Source organism: Heliorestis convoluta (genome assembly GCF_009649955.1).
In the GTDB taxonomy this organism is placed as follows: domain Bacteria; phylum Bacillota; class Desulfitobacteriia; order Heliobacteriales; family Heliobacteriaceae; genus Heliorestis; species Heliorestis convoluta.
This window is the reverse complement of sequence record NZ_CP045875.1, coordinates 227,243-252,545: the sequence shown is the minus strand read 5'-3', so window position 1 is coordinate 252,545 and position 25,303 is coordinate 227,243. Positions and strand designations below refer to the sequence as shown.

The window sequence follows — 25,303 nt, the reverse complement described above, 5'->3', positions numbered from 1 at the left end:
CTGCAAGGCTCTTTGTCTCTGCAATTGCTTGCAGGCTTTGTGTACCTTGCTATCGACTGTGAGCAACCGAGGGGCATCCGCCGAAACCTTCGATAATCCCCTTCCTCGTCAACCGCAATGAACCCTATCTTCGCGGATCCTTTTGCGGCTCTGGCGCTATCTCTTCTTTTGTCAGCATGTTATCTTTTCTAGCCTTTTCCAAGTCAGTTATGATTCATTGTATCAGTAAGACAAGCAGTCTGCAACCCTCGAGTACATAGATTTTTTTATGATCCTAGGGGGAACAGAGAGGACGGTTCTTCTATGTCACCAAAAAACCGTCCCTTTCTATTCCCTCCTGTCCCTAACAGTAGCTTCGAAAAACATCGGCAATCTCTTCTACAATTGCCGTTAGCTCTTCTTGATCAGGTCCTTCACCCATGACACGAATCAACGGTTCTGTCCCCGAAGGCCGTACAAGAATGCGACCTCGTCCTTCCAGTGTTTTTTGCCCTTTGGCAATGGCATTTTGGACAGTTTCATTGTCCATGCAACTTTTATCTTTGACGCGTACGTTAACAAGCAACTGTGGTAGTTTGTTCATTTGTCCGGCTAGTGTGGAAAGAGGAAGTCCCCTTTCTTTCATCACGGCCAGCAATTGTAAGCCTGTTAGAATGCCATCACCAGTCGTGTTATGTTGTAAAAAGAGAATATGACCAGACTGTTCACCACCGAAGATGGCACCTTTTTCGCGCAGTGCTTCTAAGACATAGCGATCGCCCACTTTGGTCTCTACTATCTCGATGCCAGCCTTTTTCAAAGCAATGTGAAGCCCTAAATTGCTCATCACAGTAAGGGCTACCATGTTCTTGACAAGTTCATTTTTCTCTTTCATATGTAAGGCGCAAGTTACCATAATTTGATCGCCGTCAACGATTTGGCCTTTTTCATCGACTGCAATTAAGCGATCGGCATCGCCATCATAGGCGAGGCCTACATGGGCTTTTTCTTTTACAACAGCTTGGCAGAGGTCCTCTGGGTGGGTCGATCCGCAAGCTTTGTTAATATTCGTTCCATCAGGTTGGCAGTGTAGCGTAATTACTTCAGCGCCTAGCTCTTGGAGCACTTTTGGTGCAATTTGTGAGGCTGCCCCATTGGCACCATCTAGAACTACCTTCAATCCAGCAAGATCGCTTTGAATGGTGGACTGGAGAAAATCACTATATTGTTGAGCAGCATCAGCGACTTCATAGACCCGCCCAATGGCTGTTCCAGTAGGAGCAGGCAAGTCCGAGGTAGAGTGAGGTCCACAAAGTTGTTCAATTTCTTCTTCTAACGCATCGGAAAGCTTATAACCGTTGCCGCCGATAAACTTAATGCCATTGTCTTCTACAGGGTTATGAGAAGCTGAGATAACAACACCTGCTGTCGCGCCTAACTGCCTTGTCAAAAAAGCAATGCCTGGCGTAGGCAGGACACCAACTTTTAAGACGTCGGCACCGACTGAGGTAATGCCGGCGATCAAGGCCGCTTCTAACATATCACCTGAAATTCTTGTATCTTTCCCAATTACAATCTTGGGCTTTTCTATGTCACGCCCTAGGACATAGGCACCGGAACGGCCTAGGCGGAAGGCCAACTCCGGCGTCAATTCTTGATTGGCCACGCCTCTGACACCGTCAGTTCCAAATAATCTTTTTACCACGAACTCGAACTCCTTATATCATAAATCAAAGTGCCTATATGGCACATACCAGAAATGAAAATAACTTTTCTTGATTACGTTGGGGTAACTTTGTGCAGGGGACTGGTCATCACGCTTTCCTCCGCTCTGGACTGGTCCCACGCTGTTACCGCCAGCAAGCTGTACCTGGGTCAGGCCTTATTCATTCCTGGAGAGAGGACTTCAGACCTCAGCCATCGGCAGCTACGCTGCCGCTCATGGCGTGGGATGAGTCCGTTCGGAAGGAATGAATAAGGCCTGACCCCACCACAAAGTAGCTATTTTCGTCATGCCCCTAAAAAAAGCGTGACAAACAAACGGTCCCCTCAGCGTTACTGCACCAAACGATAGGTCGCAATAATTGCTTCTGCAACGCGCAAGCCGTCGACGGCAGCGCTAACAATACCTCCAGCGTAACCGGCTCCTTCACCAGCAGGATAGAGGCCTTGAACGCCGATAGATTGAAGTGATTCGTCTCTAGGGATACGCCAAGGCGCTGATGTTCTTGTCTCAACACCTGTTAAAACAGCATCGCCACCGTTAAAACCTTTGATCTTACGACCAAAGTCTTCTAAACCAGCGACGAGGGCTTCTCCAACTTCTTTCGGTAGGCAGTCTCGTAGGTTTACGGCTTCAACGCCGGGTCGGTACGTGGGCTGTACGGCAAGACCGGATAAATCGCCTTTCTGATCTTGGAGAAAGCCTTCTACCGATTGAGCCGGCGCTTTGTAATTGCTGCCTCCAGCTTGATAGGCTTTCCGTTCCCAGATGCGCTGGAATTCAACGCCACCGAGGGGACCTGGTATCGGAAAATCTTCTGGCTTTACCGATACGACAAGCGCTGAGTTGGCTACGGCACTATCTCGGGCGTAGGCGCTCATACCGTTGGTAACAACGCCACCTTCTTCCGATGCGGCCGCTACGACTTGGCCACCGGGGCACATGCAGAAGGAAAACACAGTGCGCTCTTCCGTAACCAGCTTGGTATGAAGTTGGTAATCAGCCACACCAAGACGAGGATGGCCAGCCCATTCCCCATACTGGCTTTCATCGATCAAAGCTTGGGGATGTTCAACACGAAGGCCTATGGCAAAAGGTTTTTCTTCAAAAGGAACGTCTTGATCGTATAACGCTTTGGCTGTATCGCGGGCACTGTGCCCCATGGCGAGTATGACTATAGAGGTTTTTAGTTCTCCACCCGGTGCCATACCATCAAGAGAGTTGCCATTTGCAAGAGACAGGCCTACTACTTTCCGTTCTTGTTGCGTTGCCTTATGCGCATGGGTCTGTTCTTTTTCTAAAAGCAAACTTTCTACCTTAGCACCAAAAAAAACGCTGCCTCCAAGAGATTCTAGGCGTTGACGCAACTGCGCCACAACGGTACGCAAGCGATCGGTGCCAATGTGAGGTTTTGCTTTTACTTTAATCTCTTCGGGCGCTCCTGCTTCTACAAACGTCGTAAAGACTTCGCCAATTCTACGATCATGGGTTCTGGTCGTAAGTTTGCCGTCGGAGAAAGTACCAGCACCGCCTTCTCCATACTGCACATTAGAGTCGAGATTGAGCTGGCCACTTTGCCAAAACGTCTCTACGTCTTCTGCTCTTTGAGCGACCGCTTGCCCACGCTCTAGTAAGATAGGTCGATAGCCTGCTTCTGCTAGCTTTAGAGCAGCAAAGTAGCCACAGGGACCGGCACCGACAACGACAGGGCGTTGTCGCAGTGGTTCGCTGCCTCGCAGCAAAGGTCCAGGCACTTCATCGGTCACTTGGACAATCTGGCGGTCTTTATCAAAGACAGCCGGGGCCACTTTGACGCCCTTTTGTAACTCTACTTCTACGGTGTAGACGAGACGAAGTTCTTGCTTTTTGCGAGCATCAATGGCTTCTTTGGTAATCTCAAGATGGGCGATTTGCGTCATTCGTAGGCCCAAGCGCTTGGCTGCTTTTTTTATGATTTGTTCTTTATTTTCTGTTAGTCCGGCTCGTAGGTTGGCAATTCGTAGCTTCAATTCTACTGTCCGTCTCCTTCTCTAGTCTTCACTACTTAGAACTCTTCATCGAGACCCTCAGCAGGGGCTGGCTCACCATTTTCTGGTGGGTTCTGTGGCTCTATAGGTGTTGTGGGCCCTTGTCCGGCTGGTGGTCCTATTGGTGTTGTGGGTGCAGGCCTGGCTTCTTCTAGTTGGCCTTCTACGAGAACAGTCACTTTAACGCGGCTGATACCGTTTTGAGTCTGTACGCCTGTGGGGATCATGAGGTTGACTTCTCGCGTCACTTCGCCTTTGATCTCGTTAATGTCAATCGGTAGGGTACGCAAGCTCTCAATGTCTTTGATACGCTCTGAACCTGCTGTTATTGTAAGGTTGGCAGGCTCTACACGAGTCCCTGTAATCCGAAGACCTTTGGCGGGTGCTCCTGAAAGTTGAGGTTCAATGGGAACGCTTTTGCTAGCCAATTCTTCTACAATTGGGACAGTTACGTCAATGGATTGTGGTGAAATCCGAATATCACCGATGGTGCGGTTGGCACCTGTCTCAACGAGTCGTACGGGGATTTTTTGACTAAAAGTTTCTGTAGATGCAATTGGAATTTCTATGGTTGCTCTCTGGACAGCGCGAACTCGTTCTCGAGGCCCACTAATAATGACTTCTGCAGGCTGTAAAACAGGATCTCGCATAAAGTAACCAGCCGGCACCGTTCCTTTTAGCTCATACTGCACAGGCAAAGATCGATTTTCTAATATATCGACGTTGATATCTAACTCTGAGGGTGTGTAACTGATGACTTGAATGTTTGGCGGTGAGTTAACTTGAATGGTCCGTTGAACGGCCCCTAGCTCTATGTCGCTCATGGATAAAGAGGCTTGAAAGTCTTTCGCGGAAAGGTTCTGTAAGGTCGCTCGCGGACCACGAACACGCAGTTCGACGACACGAGGAAGTTCTGGTTCTATGACGAGCCCCGCTTGCATGCCCTCTACTTCTAAAGGAATGGTCAGAACTTGCGTTCCTTGGTGCTCTGCTTGTACATAGATCCAGAGTAAGATGGCGAGACTGATGGCGGCGATTTTGTATACCCAGTTTTTACGAGCTTCTGCTGCAATATCCATTTCTATCGACCACTCCTCCATTGCCAAAAGGGTCGGCTGTTGCTGTTTTTCGGTTGCAGCAGTTCTTCCAGTCGTGCTGATAAGGTCGTCTCATCGAGATGGCGTGTAATGATACCATCGATAGCCACAGAAATGGTGCCTGTCTCTTCAGAGACAATGACTGAAACAGCATCGCTCTGCTCGGTGATTCCTATACCAGCACGGTGACGAGTGCCCATCTCTTTCGATACGTCAGGGTTGTCCGTCAAAGGGAGATAACAGCCTGCGGCGGCGACGCGATCGCCTTGAATGACAACAGCGCCATCGTGCAAAGGCGTGTTGGGGATAAAGATGTTAACCAAAAATTCAGCCGATACTTTACCGTCGATCTTCGTCCCTGTCTCAATAACATCGTTGACACCAGTCTGGCGCTCAAAAATAAGCAAAGCGCCGATTTTGTTTTTCGTTAATATGCCAATGGCTCGGACAACTTCTCCAATTAATTGGCTTCGATCTTCTTCTCCCATAATAGGGACCGAAGCGCGAAAAAGCTTCCCTCTTCCAAGCTGTTCCAGAGTGCGTCGCAATTCCGGTTGAAAGACAATCGGCAAAGCTACGATCAAAGCTGTCCAAGCTTGCTTTAAGATCCAGCTCAAAGTAGTAAGATTCAAAGCTTCGCTTAAGTAGGAGGCGATAATGAGCACACCAAAACCTTTGAGCAGTTGTACAGCCCGGGTGCCTTTTATAAATAAGGTGAGTCGATAGATAATATAAGCTACCAAGAGAATATCAATGACTGACAAAATATCAAACTGTTCAAAGGCTGGCGGAAACAAGCATATCACCTCTTCTCTAACAATGGTTTCTTTTCTTTTCGTAAAAATACCTTGTGGGAAATAAAGGTTTATGTCTATAATAATCCTAGATTCCAATGGGACAAGACTATATAAAGAGAAGTCTTCTGGGAGAAGATTAGACTTTGGCGCGTGTACAAGGGTGTACAATGGTTATATGGATGGGGACAAGAAGGTTTCGTTCAGTGATTCAAGGCGAAGGTGGTGTGTTAGAGTCATGTGGCTCCCCTTGATAGGTTTAATAGCGGGGATCATAATCGGTGCGGCGTTGTCTATTACCATCCCCACGGAGTATGCCAAGTATATGTCTGTAGCTTTACTGGCCGCACTTGATTCGGTTTTTGGTTCTTTGCGGGGCTATCTAGAAGATCGTTTTGACGCTTTAATTCTACTAACTGGTTTCTTCTTCAATGCCATCTTGGCTGCCCTCCTAGCCTATCTGGGAGATCGCCTCGGCGTAGATTTATTCCTAGCTGCGGTCTTTGCTTTTGGCGTAAGAATTTTCCAAAACCTCGCAGTAATTCGTCGTTATATTATTGACCGTATTGTCGGTAGACCAAAAGATCGCTTACAGTAAGCCGTAAAAATTATGAAAGGCACATCTAGAAATAGAAGCTTGAAAAACGCTTAAAAGACAAGAGACATGACCAAGCCTGCCCCCTTGAACAAGGGGCAGGCTTTTTTCGATTGCCTAATTTTTACTATATCACAGCTTCGCCTTTCTTGGAAGCTTCTTCTGTGCTTTCTGCTTCCTTTGCCCCTTTTGCTTTTTCTTGCTTGAGTAAGCCATAGCGGAAAGAATCTAGTAAGGCTTGCCAGGAGGCTTCTATGATGTTCGTCGATACGCCGACAGTGCTCCAGGCGTCTTGCTGATCTCGTGTCTCTATAAGAACCCGTACTTTTGCGGCTGTGGCATCTTTTTCGTCAATGACCCGCACTTTATAGTCTGCCAAGTGGCAATCCTTTAAGAAGCTGTAGTGTTCACTCAAGGCTTTACGCAAGGCGTTGTCGACTGCGTTCACAGGACCGTTGCCTTCAGCGGCTGTGTGAATGACTTGATCGTCAACACGCAGTTTGATCATCGCTTCTGACGTGAAGTCACCGTCAGAGCGTTTTTCAATCAACAGTCGGATAGAGTCAAGAACGAAAGGTACTTGCTCTTCCCCAAAAGCGCGTCGCAAAAGCAGCTCAAAAGAGGCTTCAGCGCCTTCAAATTGATAACCTTGGTGTTCCAGTGTTTTGAGAGACTCGATAATGTCTTTGGTCTCTTTGTTCTGTTTGTTAATATCGAGTCCTAGCTCTTTGGCTTTGTAGATCAAGTTACTAGTACCTGAAAGTTCTGAAACTAAGACACGGCGTTGGTTGCCTACAGATTCTGGTTCCATGTGTTCATAGGTGCTCGGGTCTTTTAAGAGAGCTGATACGTGCATGCCACCTTTGTGGGCAAAGGCTGAATGACCTACGAAAGGCATGTCGTTACGCAAGGTCACGTTGGCTATCTCGGCAACGTAGTGAGCCGCTTCGGTAAGTTGCTTCAAGTTCTCACCAGGCAAGCATTCTAGATTCATTTTAACTTGTAGGTTCGGAATGATAGAGCAAAGGTTGGCATTGCCAGAGCGTTCCCCGTAGCCATTCATGGTCCCTTGTACTTGACGGGCACCACCGAGTACAGAAATGATGGAGTTGGCTACCGCCAGATCGCTATCGTTGTGGGCATGAATACCGAGGGGTGCTCGCAAGTAAAAAGCCATTTCCTGGGTTATAGATAAGATATCCTGGGGCAAGGTTCCACCGTTGGTGTCGCAAAGAACAATCCAGTCAGCACCGGCTTGCTCTGCTTTGAGAACTGTTTCTTTGGCGTAGGCTGGGTTGGCTTTGTAGCCATCAAAAAAGTGTTCTGCGTCGAATACGACTTCTAAGCCTGCTTCTTTTAAGTATTGAACAGAATCGTAAATAATGCGCAAGTTCTCTTCTAAGGTGGTGCGCAAAGCGGCTGTGACATGATAGTCCCAGGTCTTTCCAAAGATAGTGGCGACGGGTGCGCCCGATTGAACCAAGCTTTGCAAGTTGCTGTCTTCGCTTGCTTTGGTACCGGGGCGGCAGGTTGAGCCAAAGGCAGCTATTTTGGCATTTTTCCATTTCATTTCTTTGGCTCGTAGAAAAAATTCCATGTCTTTGGGGTTTGAGGCTGGCCATCCACCCTCAATGTATGCTACGCCAAGTTGATCGAGTCGTACTGCAATTTTTACTTTGTCTTCCACACTGAGGGAGATGCCTTCGCCTTGCGTCCCATCACGCAACGTAGTGTCATAGATAAATACGCGCTCCATACGAATGAAGGCACCTCTTTTCAACAGTCGATTAGACAGGGAAAGAGCCGGGCTTAGGCCAGCTCTTCGATGACGCGATCGGTCATTTCTACTGTATTCACCAGGGTTTTTCCTGCTTCCATGATGTCGCCAGTGCGATAGCCTTTGTTCAGAACTGCTTCGACAGCTTTTTCGATTTCTCGCGCTGCTTCTACTTGGTTGAAAGAGTATTCTAGCATCATGGCCGCTGATAAGATGGTGGCTAAGGGGTTGGCTTTGTTCTGTCCAGCAATGTCAGGCGCTGAGCCGTGGGCAGGCTCATAAAGGGCCACTTGGCCACCGATGGAAGCTGAAGGGAGCATGCCTAGAGATCCAGCTAACATGGAGGCTTGATCGGTCAGTATGTCGCCAAACATATTCTCTGTGACAATGACATCAAATTGCTTGGGATAACGGACCAATTGCATGGCGCAGTTATCAACATACATATGCGTCAGCGTTACGTCAGGATAGTCGGCGGCAATACGCATCGTTGTCTCGCGCCAGAGTCTTGATGACTCCAAAACGTTGGCTTTGTCGACAGAGCAAACTTCACCGCGACGTTTGCGAGCCGCTTCGAAAGCAAGGCGCACGATTCGCTCTACTTCAGCGGTGGTGTAGACGAGGGTGTCAACAGCTCGCTCTCCACCTTCGATGGTTTCCCGCTTTTTCTCGCCAAAGTAGAGACCGCCTGTAAGCTCTCGCATGACAAGCAAGTCCGTGCCTTCGATGACGTCACGCTTTAAGGTAGAAGCATCGATTAAGGCAGAAAAGGCGCGGCAAGGGCGGACATTGGCATATAGTCCTAGATGCTTGCGCAGCGGCAGTAAGGCTGCGCCTTCAGGGCGTAGATGGACAGGGAGGGTATCCCACTTCGGTCCACCGATAGCACCCAAAAAGACGGCATCGCTTTTTTGGCAGAGTTCTAATGTTTCTGTTGGCAGAGGATGGCCTGTTGCATCGATGGCTGCACCGCCGATGAGGGCTTCTGTAAATTGAAAGGACATTCCATACTTAGAAGCGATTGCTTCGAGGACCCGCAAAGCCTGGGGTACCACTTCTACGCCGATGCCATCACCTGGTAATACGGCAATACGATAGGTCATGGTATCTAGCCACCTTATTCGTTATTTTGAAGAAGTTGTATGAATCGCCAAGTTGCCAAGGAAGCCAAGGCATTTATTGCGCAATAACAGCTGGTTATTGTGCTTTTTCTTCTTCAAGGCGATTTTTAACGTAGGCCATGAGGCCGCCATCACGGATGAGTTTTTGCATAGATTCTGGCAGGGGTGTGATTTTGTAGCTTTGGCCTGTGGTGACGTTGACGATAAGGCCTTCGTCGGCGGCAACGCGAATGATGTGTCCTTCTTCTATGGCATCAACGGCTTCAGGGCATTCGAAGATAGGCAAGCCGATGTTGATGGAGTTGCGGAAGAATATACGAGCAAATGATTTGGCAATGACGCAGGGAATGCCACAAGCTTTGATGGCAATGGGTGCGTGCTCTCGGGAAGAGCCACAACCAAAGTTTTTATCAGCTACGATAATATCACCAGGTTGTACTTTTTCTGGGAAGGTGGGGTCGGCATCTTCCATACAATGCTTGGCCAGTTCTTCAGGTGATGTTGTGTTAAGATAGCGTGCTGGAATGATGGCGTCTGTATCGATGTCCTTGCCAAACTTCCATACTTTTCCTACGAATTCCATCTTACTCCACCTCCCGAGGATGTACAATGTGGCCTGCAATGGCAGAGGCTGCTGCTACATGGGGTGCACAAAGGTAAACTTCACTTTCAGGGTGTCCCATCCGTCCGACAAAGTTGCGGTTCGTGGTGGCTAAGGAACGCTCTCCTTTGGCTAAGATACCCATGTGTCCGCCCAAGCAAGGCCCACAGGTTGGCGTGGAGACGGCGGCGCCCGCGTCAATGAAAATTTCAATGATGCCTTCGCGAATCGCTTGCTTGTAGATGGCTTGCGTGCCGGGGAAGATGATGCAGCGTACATTTTTGTGTACTTTTTTGCCTTGCATCACTTTGGCGGCGAGGCGCAAGTCTTCGATGCGACCGTTGGTGCAAGAGCCAATGACGACTTGATCGATTTCTACGTGACCTGCTTCGCTAACGGGTCTGGTGTTTTCTGGCAAGTGGGGGAAGGCTACAACCGGCTCGAGCTTTTCTACATCGTACTTGATTACTTTGTTGTACTTGGCATCGTCGTCCGATTGATAGACTTTGTAAGGTCTTTGGGCTCTTTCTTCGACGTAGGCAATGGTTGTTTTGTCTGGTGCGATAATGCCGTTTTTGGCACCTGCTTCGATGGCCATGTTCGCCATGGTCATGCGGCCGTCCATAGAAAGGTTATCAATGGCGGAGCCTGTAAATTCCATGGATTGATAGAGTGCGCCGTCAACACCAATGTCACCGATTGTATGTAAGATCAGGTCTTTGCCGGTCACGTCTTCAGGCAGTTCACCATCATATTCAAATTTGATTGATTCAGGCACTTTGAACCAAGCTTCACCGAGGGCAATGCCAGCGGCTAGGTCTGTGGAACCAACGCCTGTAGCAAAGGCGCCTAGGGCACCGTAGGTGCAAGTGTGGGAATCGGCGCCGATGACAGTGTCACCGGGGAGAACGAGGCCTTTTTCAGGTAAGAGGCAATGTTCAATACCCATTTCCCCGACGTCATAGTGATGGGTAATGTCGTGTTTGCGGGCAAAGTCGCGGACGATTTTGCCTTGTTCTGCTGATTTAATGTCTTTCGCTGGGACAAAGTGATCTTGTACGAGAACAACTTTGTCTTTGTCGAAAACTGTTTCCAAGTTGATTTTTTCTAGTTCTTTGATGGAGACGGGCGCTGTTACGTCGTTGGCCAGTACGATATCGAGCTTGGCGTGAATAAGTTCGCCGGGCTCGACTTTGTCTTTGCCGGCATGAGCCGCCAGGATTTTTTCTGTGATGGTCATCGCCATGGCTATTGCGTTCTCCTCTCTAAGGAGAACACAGGGGGACGGTTCTTTGGTGTTGTTCTACAAAGATCACCATTCCCTCTGCATTCTCAGTTCAGCTTTATCTTAAATGGCTCTTTCTTTTTCAGAAGGACGGGTTTCTAGGTGATTTTTTTCGAAAATAATCTTGTTGATGGCGTTGATGTAGGCTTTGACAGAGGCGACTAGAATGTCCGTGTCTACGCCACGGCCGGTGTGGTAGCGTCCTTTGTACTCGAGTTTGACGCTGACTTCGCCTTGTGAGTCTTGTCCTGCTGTGGTGGCGTTGATGTTATAGGCGGCGAGGCGGACGGGAAGTTGCGTTAGTTTGTCGATGGTTTTGTAGACTGCGTCGATAGGTCCGTCGCCACAAGAAGCTTCTGCGAGCACTTCGTCTTCTCGTCTGAGTCGAATGGTGGCTGTTGGGACGAGGGTGGTGCCGCTGTTAATATGCAGGTATTCTAAGCTGTAGACTTCGGGAATGGTGCGCATTTCCTCTTCTACGATAACAGCGAGATCGTGGTCAGTAATGTCTCTCTTGCGATCAGCAAGGGCTTTGAAGCGACCAAATGCTTTATCCAATTCTTCTTCGCTCAGTTGATAGCCCAGTTCTTTGAGGCGCTCTCGAAAGGCATGGCGTCCTGAGTGCTTGCCAAGGACGATGTTGTTCGTAAAAATGCCGATCATTTGCGGGTTCATAATCTCATAGGTAGTGCGCTCTTTTAAGACACCATCTTGATGAATACCGGACTCGTGAGCGAAAGCATTTTTGCCCACAATAGCTTTGTTCGGTTGTACGATCATGCCAGTGAGGTTGGAAACGAGGCGAGAAGTGCGGTAAATTTCGCTTTTGTTGATGCTTGTGTCCAGGTCATAGAAAGCTTGACGTGTGTAAAGAGCCATAACAAGTTCTTCCATGGAAGCGTTGCCGGCTCGTTCGCCAATGCCGTTAATGGTACATTCGATTTGTCGAGCGCCATTTTCTAAGGCAGCGAGGGAGTTGGCTACGCCAAGGCCTAAGTCGTTGTGGCAGTGGACAGAAACAACAGCTTTGTTGATGTTCGGCGTCCCGTTAATGACGTCATGGATAAATCGACCAAATTCCTGCGGCGTAGCGTAGCCGACGGTGTCAGGAATGTTGATGGTCGTGGCACCAGCTTCGATAACTGCGCTGAAGATCTGACAGAGAAAATCGACTTCACTGCGAAAAGCGTCTTCGGCAGAAAATTCTACGTCAGACGTAAAGGTTTTGGAAAGCTTGACGGCTTCTACCGCTCTTTCTAAGACTTGTTCCCGCGTCATGCGCAGCTTATGTTGCATGTGAATATCTGAGGTAGCAATAAAGGTGTGGATCCGTGCGCTTTCGGCACCTCGTAAGGCTTCGGCTGCTTTTTCGATATCTTTGCGGTTCGCTCTCGCTAGGCCAGCGATGACAGGGCCTTTTACTTTATCGGCTACTGCTTTGACAGCTTCGAAATCTCCCGGCGATGCAATGGGAAATCCAGCTTCAATTACGTCCACGCCCAGGCGAGCCAGCTGGTGGGCGATTTCCAGCTTTTCCTGGATGTTTAAGCTAACGCCTGGAGACTGCTCGCCGTCGCGCAGCGTGGTATCGAAAATGACGACTCGCTTGGACATGGGAATCCCCCTTTTTTACTCGTACCTTATTCTTGCAATAGTGTTTCGTCTAAACCTTTATTCCCGAGTACAGAAGGATAGACGAGATCCTTTTCGTCTACCATCACTTCTACCATAACCATGCCCGGTTCATTCAAGGCTTCTGTCAGGGTATGGATGGCTTTTTCTTTTTCTGTGATTCGATGGTAGGCAATGCCGTAAGATCGGGCTAGGTCTTCAAATTCTGGATTAAAAGTCATTTTAACGCCGGAATAGCGCTTTTCACAATAGAAGTGCTGCAATTGTCGCACCATGCCAAGAGCATGATTGTTAAAAAGAATAATCTTAAGGGGTAGCTTCTCTTGGCGTGCAGTGCCTAGTTCTTGCATCATCATCTGAATGGATCCGTCGCCCGTGAACAAGATAACCAGATCATCGGGACAACCTGTCTGTACGCCGTTCGCGGCAGGCAAGCCGTAGCCCATGCAACCGAGACCGGCTGATGTGATGAATCTTCCTGGCTTTTGGAACTTGTAAAAGAGAGCCGTCCACATCTGGTGCTGTCCTACGTCGGTAAGAACCCACGCTCGATCTCGTGTCATGTTGCCGACTTGCTCAATCACATATTGCGCCGTCAGGGCTTCTTCGTTGTAGCGCAAGCCTCTTTGTTCTTTCCATTCTTCGATCTGCGCCAACCAGGGTTGCCGCTTTTGCTTAGATATTTTCTCGTTCAGTTCTTGAAGAACCAACTTAGCATCACCGACAATTGGTACGTTAATGGTAGCGTTTTTGCCGATTTCAGCTGGATCGATATCGATGTGGATAATCTTTGCACCAGGGGCAAATTTATCGGGATTGCCGATGGCGCGATCGCCGAAGCGAACACCGATGCCAATGACGAGATCGGCTTTGGTAACAGCTAAGTTGGCATAGGCTGTTCCGTGCATGCCCATAAGACCTAGAGAAAGAGGATTCTTTTCTGGAAAAGCGCTGACAGCCATTAGGGTTGTTGCAACGGGGATGTTGGCTTTGGTGGCCAGTTCGAAAAGTTGTTCCGTCGCTTTGGCGTGTATGACGCCGCCACCAACCATGATAACAGGTCGCTCTGCTTCTTCTATCATCTTGGCTGCATTTTTGATCTGTGATTTGTGTCCTTTGACGGTTGGGCGGTACCCGGGCAGATCGATTTCTACTTTTTCGATGGAAGTATTACAAGTTGCTTGTAAGACGTCTTTGGGAATGTCGATCAGAACAGGTCCCGGACGACCTGTGGAAGCAATATGGAATGCTTCTCCTACAATCTTTGGAATGTCGTTAACGTCTTTGACCAAGTAACTGTGTTTGGTTATCGGCATGGTAATGCCGGTAATATCTACTTCTTGAAAAGCATCGGTTCCGATCATGGATGAGGGGACCTGTCCCGTGATAGCAATGAGGGGTATGGAGTCCATGTATGCGGTGGCAATGCCTGTGACGAGATTGGTGGCGCCTGGACCTGATGTGGCCAGACAAATCCCCGGCTGGCCTGTTGATCTGGCAAAGCCACTAGCGGCATGGGCAGCGCCTTGTTCGTTTCTTACAAGGATGTGCCGGATGGAAGAGTCCAGTAAGGCGTCATAGATAGGTAAAACGGCGCCTCCGGGATAGCCAAATATTACTGTAGCACCTTTTGCCTCCAGGCTTTTAAGCAGTGCCTGGGCTCCGTTCATTTCCATTTCCAATCCCCCCATTTTCTTCCCACCCTGTTGATACAGGGAAGGCCCCTTGTAGGTGGGGCCTTTTATTTGGTAGGTGGCTTTATTTTACTTCTTTTAACCAGGGCATCATGGCGCGAAGCTTTTTGCCGACAACTTCGATTTCATGATTCTCATCGGCTTTGGCTAAAGCGTTGAAGCGTGGGCGATTCACTTCATTTTCTACGAGCCATTCTTTGGCGAAAGTGCCATCTTGAATTTCTTTTAGCGCTTTGGCCATTTCTTTTTTCGTTTCGTCGGTGACGATACGAGGTCCAATGATCATGTCACCCCATTGTGCTGTGTCAGAGATGGAGTAGCGCATCATGGAGATGCCGCCTTCGTACATGAGGTCGACGATAAGCTTTAGCTCATGGAGGCACTCAAAGTATGCCATTTCTGGAGAGTATCCTGCTTCTACGAGCGTTTCAAAGCCCGCTTTGACAAGGGCAGAAGCGCCACCGCAGAGTACAACTTGTTCGCCGAAGAGATCGGTTTCTGTCTCTTCTTTGAAAGTAGTTTCAATTACGCCAGCGCGAGTGCCGCCAGTACCTTTGGCGTAAGCAAGAGCGAAGTCACGAGCGCGACCGCTGTAATCTTGATGGATGGCGATCAATGTAGGAACGCCAGCGCCTTTGGTGTACATACGGCGAACCATGTGGCCGGGGCTTTTTGGTGCAACCATGATGACATCTACGTTGGCAGGTGGTTGGATTTGTCCAAAGTGAATGTTAAAGCCATGAGAGAAGCAAAGTACGTTGCCTTCTTGTAAATTCGGCAGGATTTCTTCGCGGTATACTTTGCCTTGACGCTCGTCAGGAATCAGAATCTGAATTACGTCAGCTTTGGCAGCCGCTTCTGCTACGGAGCATACTTCAAAGCCAAATTCTTTCGCTTCCTGTTCTCTTGCTGAGCCAGGGCGAAGACCGATAATCACGTTCAAGCCGGAATCTTTTAAGTTCTGCGCTTGGGCATGGCCTTGGCTACCATAACCGATTACTGCAATTGTTTTGCCTTCGAGTAAAGAGAGATCTGCGTCACCTTCGTAGTAGATGTTCATGTTCTAATGCGCCTCCGATTATTCTTTTTGTATCTTTTTTGGGTAGGTATTTATTGTAAGAAAACCACAGAGACACAGTGAGTACAGAGGAATTTTTTATAGGATAAATGATTCACTCTGTTTCATCTGTGGAGTGTCTTTCTTTTAAGCATTGCGAGTTACTTGCTTCCACGCATCATGGAGATACGGCCGGTCCGGGTGAGTTCGCGCACTCCAAAGGGCCGTAAAGCCGTACAGATGGCTTCAATTTTGTTCTGATCACCTGTGATTTCAATGATCAGGGAGTTGCGACTGAGATCAACGATATGGGCTCGAAAGATTTCTACGATTTGCATGATTTCGCCGCGCGTGCTAGCATCAGCATTTACCTTTATTAGTACAAGCTCTCTGTCAACAGAAGGGTCGTTGGTAATGTCTTGGATCTTTAATACGTCGACAAGCTTGTGCAGTTGCTTCGTTACCTGTTCGATGATTTTCCCGTCTCCGTCAACGACGATGGTCATGCGAGATATGGAGGAATTTTCTGTTTCACCGACTGCGAGACTTTCGATGTTGTAGCCACGACGGGCAAATAATCCTGCGACGCGTGTAAGTATCCCGGGCTTGTTCTCCACCAAAACCGATAGAGTGTGCCGCATCGGCTTCTACCTCCTCCCCTGCTTACCTTTACCTCATGCGAGCGCCTGTTGAGGCTGAAAGCACTTTCTGTGCATAACGAGACATGTATCCTTTGGTAATCTTACTTTCTGGCTTTTGCCATTGCTTTTGTCTTTGAGCCAGTTCTTCTTCTGCCACTTCAAGCTGAAGCTTGCCTTTTTCTATATCTATAGTGATAAGGTCGCCTTCTTGAACGAGGCCGATGGGGCCGCCTTCGGCTGCTTCCGGGGAGACGTGACCAATGGAGGCTCCGCGGGTAGCACCAGAGAAGCGCCCATCTGTGATCAAGGCTACTTCTTTGTCTAAGCCCATGCCGGCAATGGCAGCTGTAGGTGTAAGCATCTCGCGCATACCTGGACCGCCTTTAGGACCTTCGTACAGAATGACGATAACATCACCAGGATGTATCTTGCCGCCTAAGATGGCCTCCACAGCTTCTTCTTCCCCATTGAATACGCGGGCTGGTCCTTGGTGATTCATCATTTCTGGTGCTACGGCACCTTTTTTGACAACCGCACCATCGGGAGCGATGTTACCGCGTAGAACGGCTAAACCGCCTGTGGGACTGTAGGCCTTTTCGATCGGGCGAAGAACTTCTGGATCGAAGTTAGGAGCATTGGCAATCGTTTCAGCAACAGTGCCACCGGTAACATTGCGCAAAGAGCCGTCGATCAATCCTTGTTGATGGAGCACATTCATCACCGCAGGAATGCCACCAGCACTATCGAGATCTTCAATGTGCTGATCGCCTGCTGGTGCTAGTTTGCAAAGGTGGGGTGTTCGGGCACTGACTTCGTTAACGAGGTCAAGATTAAGTTCAACGCCTGCTTCATGAGCAATGGCTGGTAGATGCAACAGTGTATTGGTAGAACAGCCTAAGGCCATATCAACAGTTAGGGCGTTTTCAAAGGCTTTCTCTGTCATGATATCTAATGCCTTGATGTCTTTTTCCAGTAACTCCATGATTTTCATGCCACTTTCTTTGGCCAAGCGCAGTCGAGCTGAATAAACGGCTGGAATGGTTCCGTTGCCTGGCAATGCCACGCCCAGTGCTTCGGTAAGGCAATTCATGGAGTTGGCTGTAAACATACCAGAGCAAGAACCACAGGTAGGACAAGCTTTGTCTTCTAGTTCTTGTAGTTCTTCGTCGGTCATTTTGCCAGCTTTGTGAGCACCAACGCCTTCAAAGACGGTAGTAAGTGAAACTTTTCTACCTTGGAAACGTCCTGCTAGCATCGGTCCGCCACTGATGAAGATGGAAGGAATGTTCAGCCTAGCTGCTGCCATCAACATACCTGGAACGACTTTGTCACAGCTTGGTATGAAGACAAGGGCGTCAAAGCCATGGGCCATGGTCATAATCTCGATGGAATCGGCGATGATTTCTCGAGAAGCGAGGGAGTACTTCATGCCAATATGATTCATGGCGATGCCGTCACAGACCGCGATCACAGGAAAGGCAAGCGGTGTTCCGCCGGCCATACGTACGCCTGCTTTGACTGCATCTGCAATCGTATCAAGGTGCATGTGACCAGGAACGACATCGTTCTGGGCGTTGACGATACCGATCATGGGGCGAGACAGTTCTTCTTGGGTCAGTCCGAGTGCTCGAAAGAGCGATCGATGGGGTGCTTTTTCTACGCCATGGGTTACGGCGTGGCTCCGCCCTTTATGCTTTTCCACGGTGATCTCCTCACTTGTCTATTTCATGCTTTGCCTTATTTGGCAATTATATTGCAATTTTTTTATGGATTGATAGCTGCTCCAGCTGCTTCTGATTGCGTCAACTGATGAAAGTCTCCAGTGAGCGCTTTGGTCATAGGCCCTGGCTGACCGTTGCCAATGGTGCGACCGTCAACGGTGACGACAGGAATGACTTCTGCTGCTGTACCCGTGAGGAAGACTTCATCGGCTGTGTAGACGTCATAGCGAGCAAAAACTTGTTCTTTTACTTCAATGTCACGCTGACGAGCTAATTCCATAACGCAGTTCCGTGTAATGCCTTCTAAAATGCCCACGTGTGGCGGTGGTGTGATGAGACGACCATTTTTGACGATAAAAATATTGTCTCCCGTACACTCGGCGACATATCCTTCTTGATTGAGCATAATTGCTTCTAAGACGCCGGCGCGGGCTGCTTCTATTTTGGCTAAAATGTTATTCAGATAATTAAGAGACTTGATGCGAGGGTTCAGCGCTTCGGGTATATTCCGTCGAGTAGCCACGGTGATGACATCTAGTCCATTTTCATAGCACTCTTTGGGATATAGTGTAATGGCAGCTGCTATACAGAGAACGGAGGCTTTGGGACACTTCCGTGGGTCTAGGCCGAGATCGCCCTTGCCTCTTGATACGACCAGTCGGATGTAGCCATCGCGCAGGTTGTTGCGTCGAAGGGATTCAAGAACCACTTCAGTCATCTCGTCTGCATTCAGTGGAATGGTCATGTTGATAGCCTTGGCAGAGTCATAAAGGCGATCAATATGTTCTTTTAGCTTGAAGACGCGACCGTTGTAGGCACGAATTCCTTCAAAGATGCCATCGCCATAAAGATAGCCATGATCGAATACCGATACTTTCGCCTGATCTTCTTGTACAAATTCACCGTCAAGGTAAATGAGGAGGCTCATCTTGTATTTTCTCTCCTTCTTAATATCTCTGTATATACAAAAACCTCTCGTCCGGACAGGTAAAAAAGCCTGTCAGGGACGAGAGGATTTTCCCGCGGTACCACCCTGTTTGTTGCCTTTTTTAAAAGACAACCCCTTGCACGGTGAATGGCTTTCACCGAGTGAGCATGATAACGGACGCTTATGCCTGCTTGGCATTCCATCCGGCTCCACCTACTGGGCTTTATGTGGCCGTTGGGCGAGCGACTCAAGGGAGAGACAACATCGACGTATTAGTACCGGTTTGCAGCTACTCCGGCTCTCTGTAACTAAGGGACTTCGATGTATTGGCACCCGTCATTGTCGTTGTTTTGCAAATGTACTTTGACCCTTAGTATAGTCAAATTTGCCTCTTCGTGTCAATAACTTTGATGGACTTTTGTGATGCTCTCTTATTCGACAGACTCTAACTGTCAACAAATCGAATCGGAGCCCTTTCTGTCGATGTGTTCGATGGGCTTAATCCTGTAGTTTCTTCGAATTGGCGAATGATGAGAACTTCTACTCTGCGATTCTGTGCTCTCCCTTCCGGCGTGCTGTTCGTCGCGATGGGCCTGTATTCGCTGTAGCCAACGGCGGTAAAGCGCGCCGGATCTAAGTTAGGATTGTTCAGAATGTACTTCATAACATTCAACGAACGCTTTGCGCTTAAATCCCAGTTAGAAGGAAATTCTGGTGTGTTAATCGGCAAATTATCGGTGTGACCGGCAACCCGAATCTCGTTGTCGATGTTTTCTAAGAGGATAGACAGCTCATTGAGAATGGACAAGGCTTCGGCTCGCAGGTTGGCTCGACCGGAGTCAAAGAGCGCTGCGTCGCGAAAGGAGATTTGAAGTCCTTCGGCAAAGATGCCCGAATAGATTTCGTTGGACAATCCTTGTTCGTCAATGAGTCGGTCAATTTTTTCTTTGAGATCGTCAAAGCTTCTAGCTTCTTGAAAAGACTCGGTGACGTTACTATCTTGCATTTCGTCACTCGTTCCTTCGGTCTCTTGCATACTAGGGTTCATCATGATTCCGGTTCCGCCTTTGAAGACCGTCTCTAGAGCTTGCCTGACTGCTTCAAACCGTTGCTGATCTACTTGGGCTGTGGCGAACATAACGATGAAAAGGGCTAAGAGGAGTGTCAGTATATCAGCATACGGAATCAGCCAACTCTCATCAACATGTTCTTCGTGATGATGTTTTTTTTTCTTAGCCATTATTCAGTCCCTTCCTTGTCCATCCTTTCTCGTTCAGCTTGGGTTAAATAAATCATCATTTTTTCTCGAATCTGTACGGGACTGCTGCCAACCTGTATGGAAAGAATGCCTTCGAGCATCATGGTTTTTAACTTTACTTCTTCCTGTGATTTTCTTTTGAGCTTCGTAGCAAAAGGGTGACCAATAACATAGCCCGTGAAGATACCAAAGAGGGTGGCGACGAAGGCAGCGGCAATCATGTTACCAAGAGCGTTGACATCTTCTAAGTTACCCAGTGCGCCAATAAGACCGATGACGGCGCCAAGAACGCCAAGCGTGGGAGCGTATGTACCAGCTGAAGTAAAGATTTGTGCACCTGCACGATGCCTTTCTTCCATGGCTTCTATATCTGCTTCTAGAAGTTCTCGTACAAATTCTTCGCCTTGCCCGTCTACGATAAGGCGAATCCCTGTCTTTAAGAAGGGTTCGTTCAGGCTATCAATCGATGCTTCCAAAGAAAGTAGACCTTCTCTTCGAGCTTGCTGGGCCATTTCGGTCATTTGTTCAATGATGACAACGGGTTCTGACAGCTTTTGTTCCTTAAAGAGAACACCAAATAGAGCGGGTATTTTTTTGATTTCTTTCATAGGGAAAGAGTTCAACAGAGCCGCAAAAGTTCCAACGAAGATGATAATGATAGCGGCAGGGTTGATAAGAACAGCAAGGCTGGCACCTTTCGCTACCATACCGCCTACGACAGAGAATATACCCAAAGCTAAGCCCAGGAGCAATGCTATATCCATATCTTCAACACCTCAGTTATGTAATCTTCTTATGAAGATTTTACCACAGCTTCTGCAATCCTGTAACCCAACCTTTCTATCCAGCTATGGATAGACTTGGGCTGCAAGGAAAAAGAGCCGCCACAAGTGGGCGACTCTTTTTCTTATACAGTCAGGGAAACTATAATGATTTATACTTTAGTTCTACGTTTATACTGTGCAGTGCTACGTTAAGAGGTTACTTATCTTTGGGCATGTCAGCACATTGCAAGTCTCCTGGCACAGGTGTTAGTTCTTTACCTGCTTCAACATCACCAGACATCTTTGCTTTGTACTGATTTTTGAGGGCCTTTTTCTGGGCTTTATCCACCCCTATCACCTCCCAAGCATATGATTTGAACTTTTGGGAGGTTTTATACTAGATTCTTGGAAATTTTTATCTCTTGTTGCTTCTTTTCCAGATTTTCATGGCTTCAGCTTGGGCGATCAGTTCTTCTCGGAAGTCTGGATGGGCGATGTTGATGAGCCCCTCTGCTCGCTGCCAGGTGCTCATGCCTTTGCAGTTGAACATGCCGTATTCAGTGACTACATACATGGTTGTTGCTCTGGGATCGGTGATGATGCCACCGGGCGTGATGGTCGGCACAAGGCGAGAGTGCAATTGACCGGCTTTGTCTTTGTAGCAAGAAGAAAGGCAGATAAAGCTTCGACCGCCTTTGGAGAGGTACCCTGCAATGACAAAGTCAAGCTGCCCACCGGAGCCACTGATGTTGCGAATGCCTGCCGATTCGGAGCAGACCTGTCCAAAGAGATCGATTTCGACGGCGTTGTTGATAGTAACAAGGTTGTCAATGGAGGCGGCGACAGAAGCGGAGTTGGTATAGTCTACTGGGTAATTGGCACAAAAGGGGTTGTCATCGAGAAAGTCGTAGAGTTTTTTCGTGCCTAAAGCGAAAGTGTAAGCAATGCGGCCTTTGTCGATGTTTTTGCGTCGACCATTCATAACGCCAGAGAGGAACATATCTACAAAGCTTTCACTGATCATTTCCGTGTGGCCGCCTAGGTCTTTTAAGTCTGATTGGGCAATCATGCTCCCTAGGGCATTGGGCATGCCTCCGATGCCTAGCTGAATGCAATCGCCATCGCGCATCTCTGCCATCACTCTTCTTGCGATGGTCTGATCAACATCGCTGACCTGGGCCGGATGAAGTTCTGTTAAAGGCAGGCTGGCACCTTCGATGATGTAATCGACTTCATCAATGTGAATGCCGTGACCATGACCACCATGGACTCGTGGCATTTGTTCATTCACTTCTACGATGATTTTTTTGGCTCTTTCGATGACGCCATAGTGATGACTGGCATTGCCACCAAAGCTGAAAAAGCCAAATTTGTCCATGGGTGCAACTTGTACGACAAAAACGTCAGTAGGTGTATTTTCCAAGACATAGCGTGGCAATTCTGAGAATTTCATAGGGTTGTAGAATACAGGTCCGCTGGCACTGAGGCGTCGATCGAGGCCGCTGTAGTGCCAAGAATTGAAGGTGAAAACTTTACCATCCGGATCAGCAGCTACAACAGCTGGTGGATAGACCGATACACCGACGCGAATATCTACATCGGATAATTCGCCTGTGCGCTTGGCCAGGGCTTCGTCAAAAGCTCTAGGTGCTGTGGTGCAAAAACCGTATTCTATCCAGTCTCCCGATTGGACCATTTGGGCCGCTGCTTCAGCTGAAATGATTTTAGAGCTGTATTTTTCTTGCAAGTTCATTGGTGTTCCCCCTTGTAATTGTCATCAACTACTTATACCAAGGGTCTTTATTGTTACATATACGATTGTAATGTACTTTCTCGAGTCATCGCAATAGCTGTGCTAATACTTTTTATATCTTATCCGCCTTCTCTCAATCTATAGTAATTTCTACTTTTTTGCCATGCTCTGTTGTTTCTGCAAACTGGATGGCATTTGGAAATTTTACAAGTGCTCTCAGCAAGCAAGGGAAAGGGAAGGGTTTTTTTGTAGATAAGAGGTAGCCCTCAAAGCATAAAAAAAAGGGCACGTTACTACGTACCCTCTTGGTGAAATGAAAAGAAACTATACAGTTGTAGTGGCGATTCTGCGACGACGACCGCAACGCACAGATAGTACATCACCAGGTCTCAAGGTAACAGAAAGAACACGACGGCGACGATTCATTTGTCCCCCCCCTTTTCTAAGAGATACTGTATCTATATGCCAGGAGGAAGAAAATGGTAATGGTTGTTGCGTTTTTTCTTGTTTTTTCTGTCTAAAAATGTTTATACATATCTTTTTTTTTGTTCCGCAGATTGGATACTTCTTTATATGGGACTGTAAAGGAACTTAGACTGGTAAATAGGAGATGCCGTCTAAAGGAATGAGCACTTGTAAGCCCGGTCTTCCTTCGGCTAAGCTACTGCATAGATGGTGTAAAAACGATCGGGGCGCAAAGTGATATTGGGAACTCGGAGTACAATATCATCGGTACCAACGAGGCGTAGCTGGAAGTTGTACGTGCCTGGTGCTAGTTCCACATAATCCGTGGATTCTGTAAAGCCTACACCTCTAAATAGCCTTGTTCCATCGGCCAATGTGAGATCGACCGGTGGTGCATCCGGCGATAGGTGGGCAAAACGTAGGTAGAGTCGTCCTGGTCGGATTGGTTGGCGCAGTTCTCGAATGGGCAGTAGTTGTATATCAGCCAGTCGCCCAATGAGTGCATCTGTTGAGACAGATTGGGGTAATAGGGTGATGACTGTGTCAACGACGGGATTCGTCGTCTGTCCAGCAGGAAAGACGCGAATGCGATACCGTCCAGGTGGCGCCGAAAGATATTGGGTAAAACCTTGATAGCGCAAGTTCCGTGCAACTCGTACGCCGTTAGCGTAAATGTCTACACCCGGTGCATCGGGCGAGGCATGAAGAAATCGCAGGTAGGCTAACCTGGGATTCACAAGGATCACACCTTTCTTAGTTACTTTCCCTTCCCATCAGTATGCTTTTCTGTGTGTTTTGGTGATTTTGCCTGTTGGAGGGCTATAGAGAAAGCCAAAAGCGCTGACCTTGCGATCAGCGCTTTTGGCTTTATTTTACTATTCTTTGATGAATCACTCTAGCTACGTGAACACCACTGGCGCTTGCTTGAGACAAGCCTCGAGTGACACCTGCACCATCGCCAATGGCAAACATGTTCGGAATCTCTGTTTCTAGTTCTTTGGTTAGCTTCAGCCGTGAGCTGTAGAATTTGACTTCCACGCCATAAAGTAGTGTATCGTCGTTGGCCATGCCGGGTGCAATTTTGTCAAGTGCATAAATCATTTCGATGATATTGTCGAGATGACGCTTTGGTAAGACAAGACTTAGGTCACCCGGTACAGCTTGCAAGGTTGGTCTGGTAAAGCTTTGAGATAGACGGTGTTCGTTCGTTCTCCTGCCTTTGATCAGATCGCCGAATCGTTGTACCAATACTCCGCCTCCTAGGAGGTTAGAAAAGGAAGCGATTCGTTTTCCATATTGGTGCGGTTCTTGAAAGGGTTCGGTAAAACGATTGCTGACGAGCAAGGCGAAGTTGGTGTTTTTGCTGTGCTTTTTCTCGTCGCGATAGCTGTGGCCATTGACGGTGATGATGCCGTCTGTGTTTTCAGCGACAACGTAGCCTTTGGGGTTCATGCAGAAGGTTCGGACGAGGTCGCCGTATTGTTTCGTTCGATAGACGAGCTTGGCTTCATAAACATCTTCCGTAATGTGTTCAAAGATTTCTGCTGGAATTTCAACTCGCACGCCTACGTCAACTTGGTTATTAAATAAGGAAAGACCTAGTTCTTTGCATTGTCCTGCAAACCATTCCGATCCAGCTCGACCTGGTGCAGCAATGACGTAGTCGGCCTCGATGCTATCTAGCTCTCCTAGCCCTTCTACGAAAAGTGTAAAAATTCCTTCGTGTGGTTGAATCTGCTTTACGCGACTGTTGCAACATAAGGTGATCTGGCTTTTTAATTCTTCATATAATTTTTCTAAGATACGTAGGTTGTTTTCAGTGCCTAGATGTCGTACTTTTGCTTGGAGAAGATGAATGTCTTGGGCCAGGACTTTTTTGCCTAGATTGCTTTTCTCCGTTGTGAAGTATTCTGTTGGAGCACCTCGTTCTAGGTTGATTTTGTCTACATAATTGATCAGTTCCAATACGTCGTTGTCAGAGATGTATTCTTGGAGCCATCCGCCAAATTCTGTGGTGAAATTATATTTTCCATCGGAGAAGGCGCCTGCTCCTCCAAAGCCACGCATGATGTCACAAGGTTTGCATCCAATGCAGTGGTTTACTTTCTTTTCTGCGATGGGACAACTGCGTTGGTAAATGTCGTGGCCTGCTTCTAATAGAATGATTCTCAGATTGTGGTTGTATTGCATCAGTTCATAGGCTGCAAAAATGGCCGATGGTCCGCCCCCAACGATGGCAATATGATATTTTTTATTCAAGGCGAGCTCCCCTCTATATCTTCACTGTAAAAAAAGAACAAAACCGATAGGTATTATACTGCAATCTTGTGCTGCTGTATATCTTTTTTTACTAGAAAAGCCATGTTTTTTGCTGGAAAAAATGTTGGAGAA

21 protein-coding genes are annotated in these 25,303 nt (G+C 47.9%); 1 reads left to right on the top strand and 20 read right to left on the bottom strand.

The window, feature by feature from the left end; genetic code table 11:
- Window positions 1-343: 343 nt before the first annotated feature.
- The 4 genes from glmM to cdaA all read right to left on the bottom strand — a co-directional run bounded on the left by glmM (window position 344) and on the right by cdaA (window position 5,623).
- Entirely contained in the window at window positions 344-1,684 is a 1,341-nt protein-coding gene (glmM, locus tag FTV88_RS01095) for a phosphoglucosamine mutase (RefSeq protein WP_153723998.1), read from the bottom strand.
- A gap of 350 nt (window positions 1,685-2,034) precedes the next feature.
- Complete coding sequence (locus tag FTV88_RS01090) at window positions 2,035-3,711, bottom strand: NAD(P)/FAD-dependent oxidoreductase (RefSeq protein ID WP_153723997.1); 1,677 nt, start codon at window positions 3,709-3,711, stop codon at window positions 2,035-2,037.
- Between the two features lie 35 nt (window positions 3,712-3,746).
- Window positions 3,747-4,808, bottom strand: coding sequence for a CdaR family protein (locus FTV88_RS01085; protein WP_162007841.1), 1,062 nt, complete (start codon window positions 4,806-4,808; stop codon window positions 3,747-3,749).
- Window positions 4,809-4,810: 2 nt separating this feature from the next.
- Window positions 4,811-5,623, bottom strand: a complete 813-nt coding sequence (gene cdaA, locus FTV88_RS01080; protein WP_153726446.1) for a diadenylate cyclase CdaA — start codon at window positions 5,621-5,623, stop codon at window positions 4,811-4,813.
- 235 nt (window positions 5,624-5,858) lie between these two features.
- Between cdaA and FTV88_RS01075 the strand changes: the two genes are divergently transcribed.
- Window positions 5,859-6,218, top strand: coding sequence for a small basic family protein (locus FTV88_RS01075; protein ID WP_153723995.1), 360 nt, complete (start codon window positions 5,859-5,861; stop codon window positions 6,216-6,218).
- Between the two features lie 124 nt (window positions 6,219-6,342).
- Here FTV88_RS01075 and cimA read toward each other — a convergent pair whose 3' ends face one another.
- The 16 genes from cimA to FTV88_RS01000 all read right to left on the bottom strand — a co-directional run bounded on the left by cimA (window position 6,343) and on the right by FTV88_RS01000 (window position 25,171).
- On the bottom strand, window positions 6,343-7,971 hold the full coding sequence (gene cimA / locus FTV88_RS01070) for a citramalate synthase (RefSeq protein ID WP_153723994.1): 1,629 nt from the start codon (window positions 7,969-7,971) through the stop codon (window positions 6,343-6,345).
- 53 nt (window positions 7,972-8,024) lie between these two features.
- Window positions 8,025-9,095: a 3-isopropylmalate dehydrogenase gene (leuB, locus tag FTV88_RS01065; RefSeq protein WP_153723993.1), complete on the bottom strand. Its 1,071-nt coding sequence runs from the start codon at window positions 9,093-9,095 to the stop codon at window positions 8,025-8,027.
- A 94-nt stretch (window positions 9,096-9,189) separates the two neighbouring features.
- The gene (leuD, locus tag FTV88_RS01060) at window positions 9,190-9,696 is read right to left on the bottom strand and encodes a 3-isopropylmalate dehydratase small subunit (protein ID WP_153723992.1); all 507 of its coding nucleotides are present in this window, start codon (window positions 9,694-9,696) and stop codon (window positions 9,190-9,192) included.
- A 1-nt stretch (window position 9,697) separates the two neighbouring features.
- Window positions 9,698-10,960, bottom strand: coding sequence for a 3-isopropylmalate dehydratase large subunit (leuC, locus tag FTV88_RS01055; protein WP_153723991.1), 1,263 nt, complete (start codon window positions 10,958-10,960; stop codon window positions 9,698-9,700).
- A 102-nt stretch (window positions 10,961-11,062) separates the two neighbouring features.
- Window positions 11,063-12,613 (bottom strand): 2-isopropylmalate synthase, encoded by a 1,551-nt coding sequence (locus FTV88_RS01050; RefSeq protein ID WP_153723990.1) that lies wholly within the window; start codon window positions 12,611-12,613, stop codon window positions 11,063-11,065.
- Window positions 12,614-12,639: 26 nt separating this feature from the next.
- On the bottom strand, window positions 12,640-14,307 hold the full coding sequence (ilvB, locus tag FTV88_RS01045; RefSeq protein ID WP_153723989.1) for a biosynthetic-type acetolactate synthase large subunit: 1,668 nt from the start codon (window positions 14,305-14,307) through the stop codon (window positions 12,640-12,642).
- Between the two features lie 82 nt (window positions 14,308-14,389).
- The gene (gene ilvC, locus FTV88_RS01040; protein WP_153723988.1) at window positions 14,390-15,385 is read right to left on the bottom strand and encodes a ketol-acid reductoisomerase; all 996 of its coding nucleotides are present in this window, start codon (window positions 15,383-15,385) and stop codon (window positions 14,390-14,392) included.
- A 158-nt stretch (window positions 15,386-15,543) separates the two neighbouring features.
- A complete protein-coding gene (ilvN, locus tag FTV88_RS01035) occupies window positions 15,544-16,023 on the bottom strand; it encodes an acetolactate synthase small subunit (RefSeq protein WP_153723987.1) in 480 nt (159 codons plus the stop codon).
- Window positions 16,024-16,051: 28 nt separating this feature from the next.
- Window positions 16,052-17,725, bottom strand: a complete 1,674-nt coding sequence (gene ilvD / locus FTV88_RS01030; protein ID WP_153723986.1) for a dihydroxy-acid dehydratase — start codon at window positions 17,723-17,725, stop codon at window positions 16,052-16,054.
- A 62-nt stretch (window positions 17,726-17,787) separates the two neighbouring features.
- Window positions 17,788-18,672 carry a branched-chain-amino-acid transaminase gene (ilvE, locus tag FTV88_RS01025; protein WP_153723985.1) on the bottom strand — a complete coding sequence of 295 codons (885 nt, stop codon included), beginning with the start codon at window positions 18,670-18,672 and terminating at the stop codon, window positions 17,788-17,790.
- Between the two features lie 445 nt (window positions 18,673-19,117).
- Window positions 19,118-19,912: a flagellar motor protein MotB gene (locus FTV88_RS01020; protein ID WP_153723984.1), complete on the bottom strand. Its 795-nt coding sequence runs from the start codon at window positions 19,910-19,912 to the stop codon at window positions 19,118-19,120.
- Window positions 19,912-20,694 (bottom strand): flagellar motor stator protein MotA, encoded by a 783-nt coding sequence (gene motA / locus FTV88_RS01015; protein WP_153723983.1) that lies wholly within the window; start codon window positions 20,692-20,694, stop codon window positions 19,912-19,914. The genes FTV88_RS01020 and motA overlap by 1 nt, the downstream gene beginning before the upstream one ends.
- Window positions 20,695-20,911: 217 nt before the next feature.
- Complete coding sequence (locus FTV88_RS15960) at window positions 20,912-21,043, bottom strand: hypothetical protein (RefSeq protein ID WP_279236918.1); 132 nt, start codon at window positions 21,041-21,043, stop codon at window positions 20,912-20,914.
- A gap of 66 nt (window positions 21,044-21,109) precedes the next feature.
- Window positions 21,110-22,447: an acetyl-CoA hydrolase/transferase C-terminal domain-containing protein gene (locus tag FTV88_RS01010; RefSeq protein ID WP_153723982.1), complete on the bottom strand. Its 1,338-nt coding sequence runs from the start codon at window positions 22,445-22,447 to the stop codon at window positions 21,110-21,112.
- 656 nt (window positions 22,448-23,103) lie between these two features.
- Window positions 23,104-23,649 carry a DUF4397 domain-containing protein gene (locus tag FTV88_RS01005; RefSeq protein ID WP_243137230.1) on the bottom strand — a complete coding sequence of 182 codons (546 nt, stop codon included), beginning with the start codon at window positions 23,647-23,649 and terminating at the stop codon, window positions 23,104-23,106.
- A 130-nt stretch (window positions 23,650-23,779) separates the two neighbouring features.
- Window positions 23,780-25,171, bottom strand: coding sequence for an NAD(P)/FAD-dependent oxidoreductase (locus tag FTV88_RS01000; RefSeq protein WP_153723981.1), 1,392 nt, complete (start codon window positions 25,169-25,171; stop codon window positions 23,780-23,782).
- Between the last annotated feature and the right edge of the window lie 132 nt (window positions 25,172-25,303).